At 39.3% G+C, this 16,572-nt stretch carries 10 protein-coding genes; 5 read left to right on the forward strand and 5 right to left on the reverse strand.

Features of this window, described 5'->3' with window-relative positions:
* The first annotated feature begins 49 nt into the window (after window positions 1–49).
* Window positions 50–931: a helix-turn-helix domain-containing protein gene (locus tag AB3G38_RS21590; protein ID WP_367865776.1), complete on the forward strand. Its 882-nt coding sequence runs from the start codon at window positions 50–52 to the stop codon at window positions 929–931.
* Here AB3G38_RS21590 and AB3G38_RS21595 read toward each other — a convergent pair.
* Window positions 928–1,701: a Ku protein gene (locus AB3G38_RS21595; RefSeq protein ID WP_367865777.1), complete on the reverse strand. Its 774-nt coding sequence runs from the start codon at window positions 1,699–1,701 to the stop codon at window positions 928–930. The two genes, AB3G38_RS21590 and AB3G38_RS21595, sit on opposite strands and share 4 nt — an antisense overlap.
* A gap of 120 nt (window positions 1,702–1,821) precedes the next feature.
* Between AB3G38_RS21595 and ligD the strand changes: the two genes are divergently transcribed.
* The gene (ligD, locus tag AB3G38_RS21600) at window positions 1,822–4,425 is read left to right on the forward strand and encodes a DNA ligase D (protein WP_367865778.1); all 2,604 of its coding nucleotides are present in this window, start codon (window positions 1,822–1,824) and stop codon (window positions 4,423–4,425) included.
* Between the two features lie 38 nt (window positions 4,426–4,463).
* On the opposite strand, the gene AB3G38_RS21605 is transcribed toward ligD, so the two are convergent.
* The 4 genes from AB3G38_RS21605 to AB3G38_RS21620 all read right to left on the reverse strand — a co-directional run bounded on the left by AB3G38_RS21605 (window position 4,464) and on the right by AB3G38_RS21620 (window position 10,121).
* Window positions 4,464–5,039 carry a hypothetical protein gene (locus AB3G38_RS21605; protein WP_367865779.1) on the reverse strand — a complete coding sequence of 192 codons (576 nt, stop codon included), beginning with the start codon at window positions 5,037–5,039 and terminating at the stop codon, window positions 4,464–4,466.
* A 162-nt stretch (window positions 5,040–5,201) separates the two neighbouring features.
* Window positions 5,202–8,033 carry a thiopeptide-type bacteriocin biosynthesis protein gene (locus tag AB3G38_RS21610; RefSeq protein WP_367865780.1) on the reverse strand — a complete coding sequence of 944 codons (2,832 nt, stop codon included), beginning with the start codon at window positions 8,031–8,033 and terminating at the stop codon, window positions 5,202–5,204.
* A gap of 67 nt (window positions 8,034–8,100) precedes the next feature.
* The gene (locus tag AB3G38_RS21615) at window positions 8,101–9,054 is read right to left on the reverse strand and encodes a sensor histidine kinase (protein ID WP_367865781.1); all 954 of its coding nucleotides are present in this window, start codon (window positions 9,052–9,054) and stop codon (window positions 8,101–8,103) included.
* Between the two features lie 341 nt (window positions 9,055–9,395).
* Window positions 9,396–10,121, reverse strand: coding sequence for a LytR/AlgR family response regulator transcription factor (locus tag AB3G38_RS21620; RefSeq protein WP_367865782.1), 726 nt, complete (start codon window positions 10,119–10,121; stop codon window positions 9,396–9,398).
* Window positions 10,122–10,480: 359 nt separating this feature from the next.
* On the opposite strand from AB3G38_RS21620, the gene AB3G38_RS21625 reads away from it, so the two are divergent.
* The 3 genes from AB3G38_RS21625 to AB3G38_RS21635 all read left to right on the forward strand — a co-directional run bounded on the left by AB3G38_RS21625 (window position 10,481) and on the right by AB3G38_RS21635 (window position 16,571).
* Window positions 10,481–11,065 (forward strand): TetR/AcrR family transcriptional regulator, encoded by a 585-nt coding sequence (locus AB3G38_RS21625; RefSeq protein WP_367865783.1) that lies wholly within the window; start codon window positions 10,481–10,483, stop codon window positions 11,063–11,065.
* A 93-nt stretch (window positions 11,066–11,158) separates the two neighbouring features.
* The gene (mgtE, locus tag AB3G38_RS21630; RefSeq protein ID WP_367865784.1) at window positions 11,159–12,532 is read left to right on the forward strand and encodes a magnesium transporter; all 1,374 of its coding nucleotides are present in this window, start codon (window positions 11,159–11,161) and stop codon (window positions 12,530–12,532) included.
* A gap of 637 nt (window positions 12,533–13,169) precedes the next feature.
* Window positions 13,170–16,571 carry a hypothetical protein gene (locus AB3G38_RS21635; RefSeq protein WP_367865785.1) on the forward strand — a complete coding sequence of 1,134 codons (3,402 nt, stop codon included), beginning with the start codon at window positions 13,170–13,172 and terminating at the stop codon, window positions 16,569–16,571.
* Window position 16,572: the final 1 nt, after the last annotated feature.

Consider the following 16,572-nt stretch of genomic DNA (forward strand, 5'->3'; position numbering starts at 1 on the left):
TAACCTAGTCCGTCACCTTCATCAGGTACGTGCTGAATCTCAAAGCCGCATGAAAAACGAATATTACAAATATTTGTGTGTGAGTGAGGAGGATGCTAACTGGGGCCTGTATGTTTTATACGTTGGCTATACCAGTGTTGCAGCCCATGCTCAATATCCACAGGAATATTATCCATCACACCATTATTTTACCTGGAAATCAGGTCGCATACTCGATGAGTACCAGATTTTATACATTACCCGTGGTGAAGGGTATTTTGAATCGGACAGCCATAAACAAAAGGTAACCGCCGGCACCATAATAATTTTGTTCCCCGGCGAGAAGCACCGGTATATACCTGATCCGGATATTGGATGGGATGAATACTGGATTGGGATCAGGGGCAGTATTATTGATAACCATGTACACCACAAGTTTTTTAACCGGGAGAATCCGTGTATCAACATCGGGGTGAATGAAAAGGTGGTCGATCTTTTTAATTTGATTATTGATAAAACCAGGGGTAAAAATAAAGAAGACCAACCCATGATGTCGGGTGTAGCTTTACATCTGCTGGGCATACTTTATTATATGGTGAAACAGAAAAGTCAGGAGAGTGAACAGAAAGATCTGATCATGAACCAGGCGAGGGATTTGTTCAACTCTAATATCTCCAAAGACTTTTCCCCTAAAATGGCTGCGGAGCAACTGAAAATAGGTTACTCTTTATTCCGTAAGCTCTTTAAAAATTATACCGGTTTATCACCTGGACAATATTTTATTCAGGTAAAGATAGAAAAAGCTAAAAACCTGCTGGAAAATCAAAGTTTATCCATCAAAGAAATTGCCTATGATCTGAAATTCGACTCTTGTTTTTATTTCTCCAAATTATTCAAGCAGAAAACCGGCATGAGCCCAACCATCTACAGAAAAAAGTCAGCTACTTGCTAAGCTCCTTTTCTGCCTTCCAGGCTTTGCATGAGCTGGCTGTACAGATCATCATTCGTCTCTTCTTCCCGGGGTTTCAATTTTTTTACAGTAGCCCTTTTGCCTTTGGCTTTCGCCTTGATAATTTTCAAAAGTTCTTTACTGTATTCATCTTTGAAACCCTTTATATCAAATGCTGAACTATACTGTTTAATCAGTGCCATACCTACCTCGAGTTCCTTTTTGGTAATCGTATCAGTTTCGGGGATTTTAAGTTCTTCACCAGATCTTATTTCTTCCGCAAACCTGATTTTTGTGATCACCAAAATATCGTTTAAAGGGTGAATAATGCATAAATTCTCTGTATTCCTCAATACAAACCTGGCTACACCAGCTTTTTTAGATTTCACTAAAGCCTTTAGTAATAAAGCATAAGCTTTTTTTCCCTGTTTCTCTGGTTGGGCATAATAAGAAGTCTCATAATAAATCGGATTGATTTCCTGTAAATCCACAAAATTCTCCAGGGAGATCATTTTGCTTTTATCCGGGGCTGCATCTTCAAAATCCTGTTCATCGAGTACTACATAATTATCATTCAGCAGATATCCTTTTACAATTTTATCAAAAGGGACTTCTTTTCTTGTCTTCTCATTGATCCGCTGAAATTTGATCCTGGAGTGATCTTTACTATCCAGCATATCTAAATCCAGATGACTCTGCTGTACAGCAGAGAAAAGTTTAACCGGGATATTTACCAATCCAAATCCAATAGCTCCATTCCAAAGTGATCTCATCCTAAATGCTTTAATTATTAATTTAACAAAGCGCCATTTCTTTTGTTTTCTCTTCCTGAAAACTTTGAATCTTTCTTATTGTTATCATCCGGAATCCGGTCATCATTTAAAATTTCAGCGATGAGTTTAACAGCCTATAAAAAGAAACGGTCATTTAAGCAGACACCCGAACCCAAAGGTGGTAAAGGAAGTGGAAAAGAATTGCGCTTTGTGATTCAAAAACATCATGCTTCACATCTTCATTATGATTTCAGATTGGAGATGGATGGGGTATTGAAAAGCTGGGCTGTTCCCAAAGGGCCTTCCACTGATCCTGAGGTTAAACGACTGGCGATGATGGTCGAAGATCACCCATATGATTATAAAGATTTTGAGGGTATTATTCCTAAAGGAGAATACGGTGGAGGTACAGTTATTGTATGGGATGAGGGAACTTATGAGCCAGAAGAGCCCGTTAGCGGAACTATAGAAGATCAGGATAGAAACCTCAGACATCAGCTCCATAGTGGTAAAATCAGTTTCATTTTGCATGGTAAAAAGCTGAAAGGATCTTTTGCACTCGTCAAAACTCGTGGAATGGGCGAAAATAGCTGGCTTTTAATCAAGCATAAAGATAAATATGCCAAAAGCGATGACATCTTGCTGAAGGACAAATCGGTGATTTCCAAAAAGACTATTGAACAAATGGAAAAGAAACCAGTTCAGGTTTATGGAAAAAAAACGATTAAGCCTAAACAGTCTGAACCTGTTAAACCCAGGCAGCTCAAAACAGTAAAAACTCCTTTTTACGATCAGGTAAAACCTATGCTGGCGACGCTGGTAAACAAGCCATTTGATGAAGAAGGATGGTTATATGAAGTTAAATGGGACGGTTACCGGGCTCTTGCCTTTATGAATAAAGGGACAGTAACATTCCAGTCCCGGAACAACAAATCTTTTCAGGAGAAATTTTATCCGGTTTATAGGGCACTGGAAGAATGGAATATTGATGCTATTGTAGACGGCGAGGTGGTTGTCGTTGATCAAAAGGGAACTGCCAGTTTCGGAGCTTTGCAGAACTGGCATAGTGACCAGGATGGCGAGCTGCTATACTATGTTTTTGATATTTTGTGGTATGATGGGTATGACCTTACTATTTTACCTTTAACACAAAGAAAGGCCATACTCAGCCAGCTGATCCCGGAAAATTCCCCGGTAAGGCTCAGTAAAGATTTTGAAACTTCAGGCATAGAATTTCTGGCAGCTGCAAAAAAAGCCGGGCTGGAAGGGATCGTTGCTAAAAGAAAAGATAGTTTGTATGTTACTGGTGAACGCACCAGTGACTGGCTCAAAATTAAAGCAGCTAAACGCCAGGAAGTTGTGATTGGTGGATATACGAAGAATGCGGATACCAGTAAGCCCTTTAGTTCCTTGCTGGTTGGTGTGTTTGAAGAGGGGAAATTTATTTATACCGGAAAAATTGGGACTGGGTTTAGTGTGGAGATGCAGCAGCAATTGTTGACCCGTTTTGAGCCATTACTTATACCTAAGCCAGCTTTTACTGTGAAACCAGATTACAATAAAGCTAATCCGTTCAGATCTGGTCTGGGTAAGGCGAAGGCCTTCTGGCTAAAGCCAGAACTGATCTGTGAAGTCAATTTTGCAGAAATGACCGCAGATGGTTTAATGCGGCACCCATCCTTTGCGGGAATGCGGGAAGATAAAGACGCTAAAGAAGTTGTTCTTGAAAAAGAAGCAGATACCTCCACTCTTTTGACAGGGACTGATGAGAACTTAACTCAGCTAAAAAGAATGAAAGAATTGCTGAATCCTAGAGAAGAAACTCAGGTGAAAAAGGTAAACGGACATGCGCTGGAATTTACCAACCTGAATAAGTTATACTGGCCTGTTGAAAAAATAACTAAACGTCAGCTGATCAATTATTATGAGCAGATGGCTTCATTTATATTGCCGTATATGAAAGACCGGCCTCTGTCTTTAAACCGGTATCCGAATGGAATTACAGCGCAGAGTTTCTACCAGAAAGATGTGACTGGAAAGGTCCCTGACTGGATCAAAACTTATCTTTACCATGCTGAAGGAGATGATTCGGATAAGCATTTTATGTTAGGGGATGATAAAGCAACCTTATTGTATACGGCCGGGCTTGGCTGTATTGAGGTTCATCCCTGGAGCAGTACCATTAAAAAACCTGATTATCCGACCTGGTGTATCATTGATCTTGACCCGGACAAAAATTCTTTTCAGCAGGTAATCGAAGCGGCACAGGTGACTAAAACTATACTGGATGATATGGGTGTACCTTGTTATTGTAAAACCAGCGGCTCTACCGGATTACATATCTATATTCCGTTAGGGAACAAATATACTTACGAACAGAGCAAGGAGTTTGCGAGGATCATTGTAACGCTGGTTAACCGCGAAATACCTGCATATACAAGTCTGGAGCGTGCTGTTTCTAAACGGAAGGGGAAAATGTACCTGGATTATTTGCAGAACCGTCCGCAGGCCACCATTGCTGCTCCATATTCGCTGCGACCAAAACCTGGTGCTACTGTTTCTATGCCGTTACATTGGGAAGAAGTGAAAAAGGGATTGGAAATGAAAGATTTTACAATTTACAATGCCCTATCAAGGGTTAAGGAAACCGGCGACATATTTAAACCCGTATTGGGTAAGGGTGTGGATCTAAAGAAAGTTATAGCAGGCAGGCAGGTGAAATAAACCAGGATATTCTTATGGAATATCCTGGTGAGATTATTTTAAGATTGTTTACCCAGATTTCCTGTGATAGATAGGATCTCAAAAGTATAAGTAAGCTGCGTTTTATTTTTCTCATAGCATTGCAGGGCATCCCATAAGCTTTTGAACTTTATCGGATTGAGGTTATTCTTCACATCCCTGCAAAAAGCAACTACACCATGATCTTTCCATTCATTATTGCTGGTGGAGAGTTCTACAAATGGATAAGATTCCCCTTTTGATAATAATGATATTTTGAAACTATCCAGAATATCTTTGAGGAGCCTGAAAGAGGACTCACTGTCTCTGTATAAGTCAGGGTATAGTCCATCTTTATGAATAACATCAATATTTTGTTCAAGGGCCATAACCTGTTTTAAAAAAGCTACCCTGATGTCATCAGCAGATTCATCGGGAGCAGACAATTCATCTTGCAATTCCTTGACAGTTTGCAGTGATTGTGCCATTGATTTTCTGGAGTCATCCGTATTTTTTTTAAGAAAAACCTTGTGGGCGGATTGAAAGCTTTCGATCGCTTCGAGGCTTTTGACCAATACTGAAGGAGCGTTATAATAATTTTTAACCGAAGGTTTCATAGATTATCTATTAATAGAACTTCATTTTGAATTTTTATAGAGAAAATACTCATGTTACCACATACGTAAAAATAGTAAATTTGTTTAATGCATAGCTTGTTTTTTAAATTATTTTTCAACGGAACTTATTGCTTTTGAGTCGTCTACCGTAAATACTGCGAATTAAATGTGCTGAGGCAAACTTTTGTTCTGTAGCCTCCCGATTTTCATCTTAATCCGTTTAGTAAGGAAATTATACAGGATCATTTCATGCATGCGCTGGTCATGGTGAAAGATCCTGTTGGCATGCATATGGAACAAGTCTGAAAGCATATTATTTTTCTCAGTTTCCGCGCAGGCTGATAAACTGTTTAAAAATGTATTCACTGTTTGCGCTGCCTTTTTCTGTTGTAATTTAGTCAGCACTATAGTCAGTCCGTCCATGTCAAAATCTTTATAACTCTGGTTGATTTTTTTTGTTGCATCAGACTGGACATTAAATTCTGCGGCAAAACTGGTATACATTCTTTCTGCAAATTGTAATTGTTCCGCGAGCGTATACCGTGCATTGTACATTACATTTTCGATCAAGCGGATAGATAGAATATAGAGATCATTAGTTGCTACCGGTTTGGCAATGATCGACAATACGTAGTCACTGTTTGCTCCAAAACATTTTTCTACCAGATCCATCCTTTCCAGGCCATATCTTTCGGTTTCCTGCCGGTAAGTTTTAAGTTGCAGATCTGCTACAACTCCCGAGGTGATATAAGGTGCTACAATTTTGGAGAGCGCAGCTATAAGCTCATACCCATCTTTGATCTCTTTTAATTGAAGTCTTAATCGGATATGATCAGCAGGGTCATTATAGCGGATAAAGAACCACTTTTTTATTTTCTTTCCCGAAGGATGAATAAAATACTTATTAATTTCAAGCAGGATGGCATTCGATTTAGAAGAATGACAGTAGATTTCAAAATAAAGCCATTCTTCTCCCGGTAAATATAAGTTTGAAAAATACTGCGTGTTGTTCCACGTGCCTCTGAAAGGGTAAGGTGGATACAGGCGCTCTGTATGCTCCAGGTTGATAATGAATTCCGGTAAATAAGGCGCACCATTTTCATCGGTTACCCGGGGTAGGGCGGGGATAAAAGCTTCTTCAATATATAAGTCCGTTTTATTTTTGCAGAACATTGCAAATGAGTACATATCTTCTTGTATTTCGGGATTGAAAACTAAGGTTTGATCTCCATCTCCGCTTTTGAAGGGTCTTTGAAAATTGATTTTATCCAGCCAATGGTATAATTCATTTAACAACTGATCTCTGCTCGCTTCCTGACAGATGGATTTAGGAACCAGCCACTTTTCCGGACAGAGAATTACATTTTTGTACTGTACTCTTGGATAATTTACCAGGCCGGGGAAAATATGAGAAAGATTGATGCCTAAACCGGAATGCAGGCCCTGGTGTTGTAAATCAGAAAGGAACCGGTAAACTGCGAGATCTGAACGTGCATAATTATAGGCGGAGGCTAATTTTGGAATGAGTCTTTTACCATATTTTGCAGAATGAAGTATCAATTCCTCACCCTGCACGCTAACCATAATATCATTGAGGGCTAAAATATGCTTGCTTTCAGGCCAGCTTAAAATGGGTAACTCATAATTATAAATGGCTTTTCTCCGGTTGATATTGTCTGCATGTTTTTCCAGCTGATAGCCAATATCAAAGAATAAGATACCGGGGTTAGCTTCCTGCTCAATCTGAACAAACCGGTGGCCTATTGCAGTAACTTCTTCACTCGCTAAAGAGAATCTTCCTAGAAGTGAATTTGCTGTAGATCCGCCAATATTCTCTATGATGATGAAATCTTCTGTGCATTGTAGCAATACGCTGATTGTATTGGCGACAGACCGTTTTGCGTTTGTTCCTTGCTCCTTAAAATCATACAACTGGATAGTTTGGTGTTGTATCATTTGATTCAGGATAAATTGATGTAAAGGGGTGTAGGCTATCCGGTGGATTTGTTTGTATGCCCTGTTCTTTTTCAAGTCCTGAATTAGCAGGCCTTCGTCTTTGTTGAGATTCATAGACCGGTAGCCGATACCAATTTCAGGATCGAGTGCAATCTGGAGCGGAACTTCTTTGTGTTCAAACTTCTTAACAAATTTATGCCTGAAATCATCCAGCGAAGCACTTTGACTAACCTCTGTATGTTTAGAGAGGAAGTCGGTTAGTTCTGCCAGTACCTGAAGCCTTCTTTCTGACAACTGACCTTTTATTCTTTTTCTTTCCGAAATAATATAATCATTTTTCTTTTCTGGTTGTGAATAGCCAATCCGTCCATAGTAATCAGGGCCGATAATATTCGGTTGAAAATTTGTGATTAAAAGCTGAAAGGTAACAAGCTGCTCCAAAAAGTAGGCGGTCATTGCCTTGCTCAGACTATACTCATTACGCAGGAATTCTTGTATTTCTTCTACAGTTCGTTTGGTGCGGCAAAAATCCAAGGTAAGCTGGGTAGTTTCTTCTGCATCAATGGCTGACAGCTCAAAGGAACCATTTTCGGTATTTAAGTAGCGTAATTCTCCGCCTCCGATATAGGCGGTAGTATTGGTAGTGAGGAAACGCGCATGATTGATTAACCATTTCGGATCAGTGTTGAAGTGTTCCTTTTCCTGCCAGTTGATAAAACGATGTACCATGTGTTTTTTTGACAATGTTACTGGTTCGGTACTGTTTTCATTTTCAATAGGAATGATCGAAAAAGCAGCGAAATTTCCGTAGGGTGTAGCCCGGAATTTTGCCCGGTTGAAATACTTCCAGATGGTAAATCTGATTTTGGGATCGAGCGTTTTTAAGTCGGAATATTCATAAGCGCTGATCATTTCAAAAAAGGAGGGAGAAGACTCATGGATATAGTCTTTGAGTTCATCCCAGACGTTAAAGAGTTCTTCTGTGTGGGGAAATACCGGCGTACGCGCGATACTAAAGGGGGAGATCGTTAATTTCATACAATAATGTCTAGATTTTTAAATAAATAATTAGACAATAAGATACTGGTTTAACGCAAAGGTTTAGCTAGTCTTTCAGCTTCAGCACGAGCTCCACTTTGAATAATTTACCTGCCATTTCATGACTGAATTTGTAGTTGTTTTTATAGAATTGATCTAATCGGGAGGTAATATTTACCAGTCCGGTTTTACCGCTTTCTACATTGCTGTCATAATTTGGAAGGTTGCTGGTTTGGATCGTTAAATACTCAGTTGTGGACTCTATCCTGATTTCTGCCGGGTAATCTTTGTCAAGCAGGTTTCCGTGTTTAAAAACGTTTTCTACCAGGGTTAGTATAACTATAGGAATGATTGTAGCCTGAGCGTTATTGAGCTGGGTAATATAATTGATGTGCAAAGTATGATTGAACCGCAATTGGTTCAGGTTGATAATATTTTCAACCTGCTCCAGCTCTTTGGCAACGGGAATGGTCTGGCTATTGTTTTCCAATGCAAATCCCATGATGCTGGATAATCTCATAATAGCTTCATTCGCTTCTTCCGGTTTTTTCTTAGCCGCGTATTTGATAAAACTTAAAGTATTGAATAGTAAGTGAGGATTGATTTGAGCACGCAGGAAATCTTGTTCTGCACGCAAAAGGTCATTTTGTAGTTGCTCGTTTTCTATGGTTTGAACGAGTTCTTTTCTCCTTTTATCATTATAACTGAATAATAGATAATAGGCAGAAGAGTATAAGATAAAATAGATCCCACGCCAAACGGTACCAGCAACAGCTTTTACGGAAAAGATGGTCTTAAATTCTATCGCAAATTTCTGCTCTGTTAAAATCCAGCTAATTGATATTGCAAGAAAGTAATGAACGATTAGTTCTAGTGCAATGAATATAGGTATACGCCAGAAATCTGCTCTGGTATTAGTTGTTCCTCTTTTTAATACTATCAGAGCATGAAAATAAAATAAACTAATGTTGAGTGTGTAATAAAGTACGTAAGTGATAGAAGGCTGATAATCCAGCTGCATCAATTTTAAAATACTAATCTCATATAATATAAATATCACCCAGCAGATTATGTGAATACGAACTTCCTTTATGGGCATAAATAGGGCTTTATATAATAATCAAAGTATGTAATATAATAAAAGTGTACAGGTTTTCTTTTGGGGATAACATTGGCTATAAACTAATAATTATAGCCATGAGTTTGACCAGAAAAAAACTAACATTGACAAAAAAAACATTGTTTTTATACCAGAAACCATCAATTGGCCGTCCAACTTATCCTCCAACTGACCCTACTAGTACTTTATCAGCAGGATCTGGATTTCCTCCTCCATCATTCAAACCAGAAAACATCTAAATCTTAAGACTTCAAAGTGTGTTTCCTTAGAAAATCAAGGAACACACTTTTGTACTTATCACCTATCTGATAACTTTGCCCCGGTGCCAGTCTTGCAATATTTCCATCCACACGATCCAGGTAATTCAAAGAGATAATAATCGACTTGTTAATCCTGAAAAAGATATCCATGATCTGCAATTTATCCTCCATTGCTTTAAGACCAATATAAGTTATTTCATGGCCAGTAGTGGTATGGATCATGATATAATTTAACATCGCCTCGATATAAACAATATCACTATATTTTATCTTGATAAAACTGCTCTTCTGTCCGCCTTTAATAAATAGAAATTGCTGTTCGTCCCTTTGCAGTTTGATAATATCCTGATGCTTAAGCGTCAGATCTTCTACTTTCTGTGTAAAGGAAATATAACTGACAGGTTTAAGCAGATAGCCATCCGCTTTAGCTTGAAAAGCTTCCGGCGCATAACTTCTGTGCGCAGTTACATACACAAGGAAATGGCAATAGTTATTTAATATTTCGGCAGCATCTATTCCATTAAGGACAGCCATGCTGATATCTGAAAAGATAATATCAACATGTTCTGCTTCCTGTAAATAGGCAATCGCCTGCCTGGCATCCGGAAAACTCTGTACTAAGTTCAGATGAGGTACCTGTGCAATCAACTCACTTAACTCATCAATAGCATGAGGTTCGTCGTCAATAACAATACAGCTCATTATCATACGCTATTATTTTTATTGTTTTAAGGTCTAATTGAAGCATATAAATATACAAGCAATAATGTAATGATTGATGCTTTTTAGTGAAATATGAGCCTTTTATATAAAATTATACGCGATTAATATAAAATTTTCCCCATCCATAGCCCTGACCCATACCTTGTGTTTAAACAGCTAAATCAATTACGTGCAGCTATTATTACAGATCTTTTTTACATATCATATCAATTATAACTTGCCTGGTTATATAGATAAATACTGATGAAGAACAATAAATGGAACTGCATGAGTATGCAAATTGCAACGCTCATGCACCTTTCATTTATAAGGAAGCAACATCAACCATAAAAAATATCCTACCTATGAAAAACAAGGAGAATACAAAAAGAAAGTTATTAGATGCAGTAGGTGTGATCCTTAAAAAGGATGGCTTTGGCGGATTGGGTGTTAATAAGGTAGCTAAATTAGCAGGGGTTTCAAAAATCCTTATTTACCGCTATTTTGGAGATTTCAATGAACTCGTGAAATCTTGCGTAGTGGAAAATAACTTCTGGACAAACAATCTGACAGAGCCAGCTGCGTCTGAAGATACTTCACTTTCTATGCAGCAATCAATCAATTTGCTGCTTAAAGAAAGGTTTAATTATTTTTATGATCATTGCCAGATGCAGGCAGCGTTATTAAATGATACTTCTGATTACCATATCGTAATTAAGAAAAGAGCTGGCAGCAACCGGTTACTCAAAAGAAAATTACAGCCAGCAAAAGAGCAGGGATCTGATAATTGCATTACTTATTTTAATATCGTTTCTACGCTGCTTGTTGCCGGTACTAACCATCTTGTTTTAGGAAGTCCTGCCGAAACTAAAAATGAATTGCAGCATTCTATGGAAAAGATTGTGGAATGGACATTCGGAGATGTTATAAACGATAAGGATTACAATTAATTATACTTTACGTAATGCGTTTTTAAAAATAAAACATCACTTTTGCAATCTTGGTAAAGCAAAAGAAACATGTAAATAATAAAAGCGCTATTTATGGAAGAAAAGGTTGTTGAAGAAGTTGTTGAACTAATTGAGCGTGAAGGCGATGAACAGTTAAGGGAATATTTAGACGCGCTTAATATCTCGGACGTTGAACATCTTATAGACGAACTTCCTCAATATGCGGTTAAATTCATAGATACCCTGTCTGTAAAAAGGGCAGTTAACGTTTTTAGAATTCTGGATTTTCCTACTCAGGAAAAGATTATAAAGAAACTTCCCGGAGAAAAACTTGCACAGCTTATTAATTTACTGCCTCCTGATGATAGAACTTCATTGTTCTCTGAACTTAAAGGAGATGCGGTAAAGAAATTAATCATTTTACTGCCAGCTAAAGACAGGGTAGAAGCCCTCTCTCTGCTCGGTTATAAAGAGGATAGTGTCGGGCGATTAATGACGCCTGATTATATCGCTGTGAAAACGGACTGGACTGTAAAAAGAGTTCTGGAACATATCAGGAAATACGGCAAGGATTCGGAAACGATTGATGTGATCTACGTCATCGACGAAAACGGTATTTTACTTGATGATATCAGGATCAGGGAGATTTTACTCGCTAATCCTGAAGTTCCTGTCGGAGAACTTACCGATAACAGGTCTATCGCGCTGAATGCAAATGATCCGCAGGAAGAAGCTATTAATGTCTTCAGGATGAATAACAGGGTGGCTTTACCGGTAACAGATGATAATCATGTGCTGCTAGGTATTGTCACTGTTGATGATATTTTGTGGATTGCAAACGAGGAATACACAGAAGATATGCACAAAATAGGGGGTACCCAGGCACTGGATGAACCTTATCTTGATATGCCTATTTTCGGGCTGTTTAAAAGACGGATTGGCTGGCTGGTTGTACTTTTCCTTGGAGAGATGCTGACGGCAACAGCAATGGCGCATTTTGAGGCAGATATCGCTAAAGCGGTTGTGCTGGCGATGTTCGTTCCATTGATTATATCCAGTGGTGGTAATAGTGGCTCTCAGGCTTCAACGCTGATTATTCAGGCGATGGCATTGGGCGAAATTACGATAGGCGACTGGTGGCGTGTCATGCGCAGGGAGATCATCTCAGGATTAATGCTGGGGCTGGTATTGGGTTCAATAGGTTTCCTGAGGATTTTTATCTGGACATTGTTCTCTAATTTATATGGACCGCATTGGGCATTGATAGGGGTTACGGTAGGTGTAGCGCTTGTAGGTGTTGTATTATGGGGTTCTCTTGCAGGTTCGATGTTACCGCTATTGCTTAAAAAGCTTGGTGCTGACCCTGCAACTTCATCGGCTCCTTTTGTAGCTACGCTGGTTGACGTTACCGGACTGATTATTTATTTCTCAGTAGCGGTTATGTTCCTGACCGGGGTCTTATTGTAAATAAAGACTGATTTTTACTAAAAAATACTTTTCTGATAAGCGCGCCAATTCTGGTGCGCTTTTTTTTTGCCTTTTTGCAGACTTTCTTCCACGCTGTACACCATATAGCAAACATTTTATTGCTGAGTATAAGTGAAAATATCTATCATTCAGGCCTTTTCTTAATATAGTCACAACTGTGTTGTCCACGTCAATAACAAATTGATACAAAACCATATTGACATTTAGTTCGATTGTAATACAATGATATTACAACAGGGACTTTGGCTGTGTCTGGTTGCAGTTTGAAGCAGGTTTGATACGCCTCGACCCGTATCAAACCCGCTTCAAACCCGTATCAAACTGCTGGAGAACCCAAACAGTAACCCGCTTGTAATGTGCGTTAAAAGCATGCAGACTAGTACTTGAATAGTATAGAAATACGGTTGAACAGGCATAAATAGGTAGAAAAGACAATTTTCCTGGTCAGGATGATCTTCGGAATTCTCAACTCTGATGTTAAAAAAATAGAAACAAAAGAGAAAATGTGAAAAAAAAGAAGATCGGCATAGGAGATCGTGTTGTAAAAGTATACTGTATATAGTATAGGGATATATCTTTTTGAATCCAGATTCTTACAATTAAACTTATAATAGACATGAAAACGCTTCTCAAACCATCTCTGTTCTGCTTTCTTTTTAGTCTCATTTTTGACCCTGCTGTTTTTGCCCAGGTAGGGTTACTAAATTCTGTTCAGCAACCACTCTCTCCCAATGCTGCCGCGCTGGGTAAGTTTGTAGAAATGCCTGTCGGGAGTTTCAATGGAACTCCTGAGATCAATATCCCCCTGTATGAATTTAATAGTAACAGTTTTACTGTTCCTGTTTCTTTATCCTATCATGCTTCGGGGATAAAAGTCCGTGAAATACCAGGCTGGGTAGGTGCTGGTTTCCTGCTGAATGCAGGAGGGGCAATCGTTCGCGTAGTGCGCGGTTTGCCGGATGGCATGGAATCTCCTGGCGGAATTGATGTGAGTAATGTGGGTTACAAAAATGCGATCGGGTTGCCGGGGAATGAAGGCTTAACATGGCTGGACGGAAGAATGGATAAAGATGTTTCCTCGGATGTTCCTTTTAATAAGGTCGATATGGAATTCGATGAATTTTATTACAATTTCATGGGTTATACCGGGAGTTTTATGTTTACCAACCAGGGAACTGTCATGATGAAAACAGCCAGTAACCTGAAGGTTGAATTTTCCGTGGATAATTTTAAAATCACTGATGCTAAAGGAATGATTTATGAGTTTAAACAGTATGAATCCCAAGCTAATAGCCCGCACTGGTACATTAGCAGCTGGTATCTGACCAAAGCTATCAATCCTTTTAAGAATGAAACTATAGAGTTTAAATATGAACCTTTTGGCCTGATTAATCCTTATCGTATCAGCAATGGCCCGGTAATTTATTATGACCAGGTATTTGACTTTAATAACTCACCGAAAACTCCTGCCGGGATCCAAAACCCGGGATGTGAACAGCAGGGGTCAGAGCGGGTGATGGCCAATCCGCTCAATTCTGATAATCTTTTCTTAAAGCAGATTATTCATCAAACAGATACGCTTAAGTTTTATATCGATAAAACAAAGCGTACGGATGTATATAAGGTCAGGCTGGACAGTATAAAAGTTTTCAGCAGAAATACGATGGTCCATAAGGCTAGTTTCAATTATACCTATAGTGATACGGTAACCACAGACTCGCTGAATAAGAAAATGCTCCTAAAGAGTGTGAAAATTGACGATCAGAAGCCTTATTATTTTGATTATTACGGCAGTTATATGAGCAGGATGATGCCCGGTATTGTAGGGGAGGGTGCTGATATGTGGGGCTATTATAATGGGGAGAATTTCCCTTTCGGGCAAGGCGGGCACCGGATTTTCCCAAGGTATGGCTATAAGGATATTCCTACTTATAGCAGTGACCGCAATAGCAGTTACAGTAATGCAGACTGGAGATATGCACAGATTGGCTCTTTACAGAAAATCACTTATCCTACAGGTGGTAAAACGGAATTTGAATATGAGGGGCATGATTTTATTTCTGACGTCTTTTTTGCCGGTGTTGTATTTATCCCAGATTCTTTAAGGATTTCGGCAGCCGGGTCCTTCGCCTCCACGCCTAATTTAAAACCATGGACCTATGCCAACGAGTTTACCATTCATCAGGATCAAACCGCAACTGTCAATACCACGATTGGCCTTTCTGCTGCCGTTATAGATCTGACCACTTACCGTAACTATTTATATAACAGTATGAACCCGGCAGAACAGGAAGGAAAAGTACGTTTGTATAAATTTAACCAGGTGACTAAAGTATTTGATCTGCTGGAAAGCCGGGTTTTTAATCCTGTCACCGTAATTGGTAATCCGGCTACAAACCTGGCTTTTACCCTTGCCATGCCAGGCGGGACTTCTGCAGAAAGCCATACCCGGTTTTTAACAGAGGGGAGATATAAGCTGGAAACTGTAATTAATAGTTTAGGGGTCAGGGCACTGATCACTGTAAACAATAAATTCTCTTACAGAAAGCCCGGTGTAAATAATGTATATAATATGGGTGGGATCAGGATTAAAAAAATCAGGTTTACCAGTCCTGTAAATTCGTCGTCCTTTGAGAAAAGTTATGATTACAATTACCTGGGAAAAACTTCCGGGAAACTGCTTACCCCTTATGAATGTGTCAACACCTGGACTTATGTGGGGGAATACCGGGCACTAACTTATATCAATGGTCAGCCTTATACCAATATCGCCCCGCAGTATTGCAGGTATTTTAAAATTTACCACAACAATACTATTCCATTGGGCAGTGGAAAAAATGGCCCGATAGGTTATGACCACGTCACTGAAAAGATGAATGATGGCAGAAAAACAGTGATGGAGTTTTCTGCACTTGCTGATGAGTATGTAGCTGAGGAGCAGGGACTATTATGGAAGGACAATGCTGCCTGGAGAGGGAATTTGAAAAGTGTGGATTATTATGATGGCAATAACCGGAAAATAAAAAGAGAGGTGTATACCGTGATCAATACTTTTAGTAATCCTGCTGATGCACCGGTTACAAAGAGTGCTTATCTGACTGGAATCCAGCCCCCGGGTGCGGGTCAAAATGTAAGTCAATGGTGGGCCGAGATACCTGTCAGGCAGGATAATGTGGTTCCGGGCAGGGATTCTGTACTTTATTTCAATGGTGCGGATACTTTAAAAGAGGTCACTAAATACACCTATGACAACAAGCTTTATCCTGTAGCTTCAAAAATTACAAAGATTAATTCAATGGGTGACAGCACAGTCACATATTTAAAGTATCCCTATGATTATACGATCAGCGGGGCTACTTCAGTTCCGTTTTCTCAGGGCGTCAAACTCCTTCAGACCAAAAACGTGGTTTCCCAGCCCGTAGAAACTTATATGAGCAGGTATACTGCCGGGGTACCAAAAGTAGTGGGGGCGCAACTGGTGGCTTTCAAAGCTACTTTGCCAGTTCCTGATACAGTATATAGCCTTAACAATCCGTCTGGACTGACAAACTTTATTCCTGCAAATTTTACAGTCAGCGCTGCCAGTAAGGATAGCCGTTACCTGCGTAAACTATTATTTAACAAGTATGACAATGGTAATGTGGTAGAACAAAGTAAGTATGGCGAACCTAAAGAAGTACTCCTCTGGGGATATCGGAGGAGGTTTATTGTGGCCAGGGTACAGAACAGTGATTACAATACAGTCATTGCACTTGTAGATACTAACGTGATTAACAATCCTTCCAGTGATGCGGCGATGCGGACAGAGCTTCAAAAGATCAGAACCGGACTGGCCATTACTAGTCCCAAAGCGAAGGTAACCAGCTATACTTTTTCTCCTTTGATTGGGATGACCAGTTCAACTGATCCCGGAGGAGAAACTGTCTATCAAGAATATGATAGCTATGGCAGGTTAAAGCGGACAAAGGATCATAGCGGTAATGTTAAAGAAAATGCATGGTATAATTATAAACCTTAAA

The sequence above is a fragment of the Pedobacter sp. WC2423 genome (genome assembly GCF_040822065.1).
In the GTDB taxonomy this organism is placed as follows: domain Bacteria; phylum Bacteroidota; class Bacteroidia; order Sphingobacteriales; family Sphingobacteriaceae; genus Pedobacter.

What these genes read in the sequence shown, in the direction of transcription:
- AB3G38_RS21635 (WP_367865785.1), top strand. Translation starts at nt 13,170, where the DNA reads ATGAAAACGCTTCTCAAACCATCTCTGTTCTGCTTTCTTTTTAGTCTC.
- AB3G38_RS21605 (WP_367865779.1), bottom strand. Translation starts at nt 5,039, where the DNA reads ATGAAACCTTCGGTTAAAAATTATTATAACGCTCCTTCAGTATTGGTC.
- mgtE (WP_367865784.1), top strand. Translation starts at nt 11,159, where the DNA reads ATGGAAGAAAAGGTTGTTGAAGAAGTTGTTGAACTAATTGAGCGTGAA.
- AB3G38_RS21595 (WP_367865777.1), bottom strand. Translation starts at nt 1,701, where the DNA reads ATGAGATCACTTTGGAATGGAGCTATTGGATTTGGATTGGTAAATATC.
- AB3G38_RS21610 (WP_367865780.1), bottom strand. Translation starts at nt 8,033, where the DNA reads ATGAAATTAACGATCTCCCCCTTTAGTATCGCGCGTACGCCGGTATTT.
- AB3G38_RS21615 (WP_367865781.1), bottom strand. Translation starts at nt 9,054, where the DNA reads ATGCAGCTGGATTATCAGCCTTCTATCACTTACGTACTTTATTACACA.
- AB3G38_RS21620 (WP_367865782.1), bottom strand. Translation starts at nt 10,121, where the DNA reads ATGATAATGAGCTGTATTGTTATTGACGACGAACCTCATGCTATTGAT.
- AB3G38_RS21590 (WP_367865776.1), top strand. Translation starts at nt 50, where the DNA reads ATGAAAAACGAATATTACAAATATTTGTGTGTGAGTGAGGAGGATGCT.
- ligD (WP_367865778.1), top strand. Translation starts at nt 1,822, where the DNA reads ATGAGTTTAACAGCCTATAAAAAGAAACGGTCATTTAAGCAGACACCC.
- AB3G38_RS21625 (WP_367865783.1), top strand. Translation starts at nt 10,481, where the DNA reads ATGAAAAACAAGGAGAATACAAAAAGAAAGTTATTAGATGCAGTAGGT.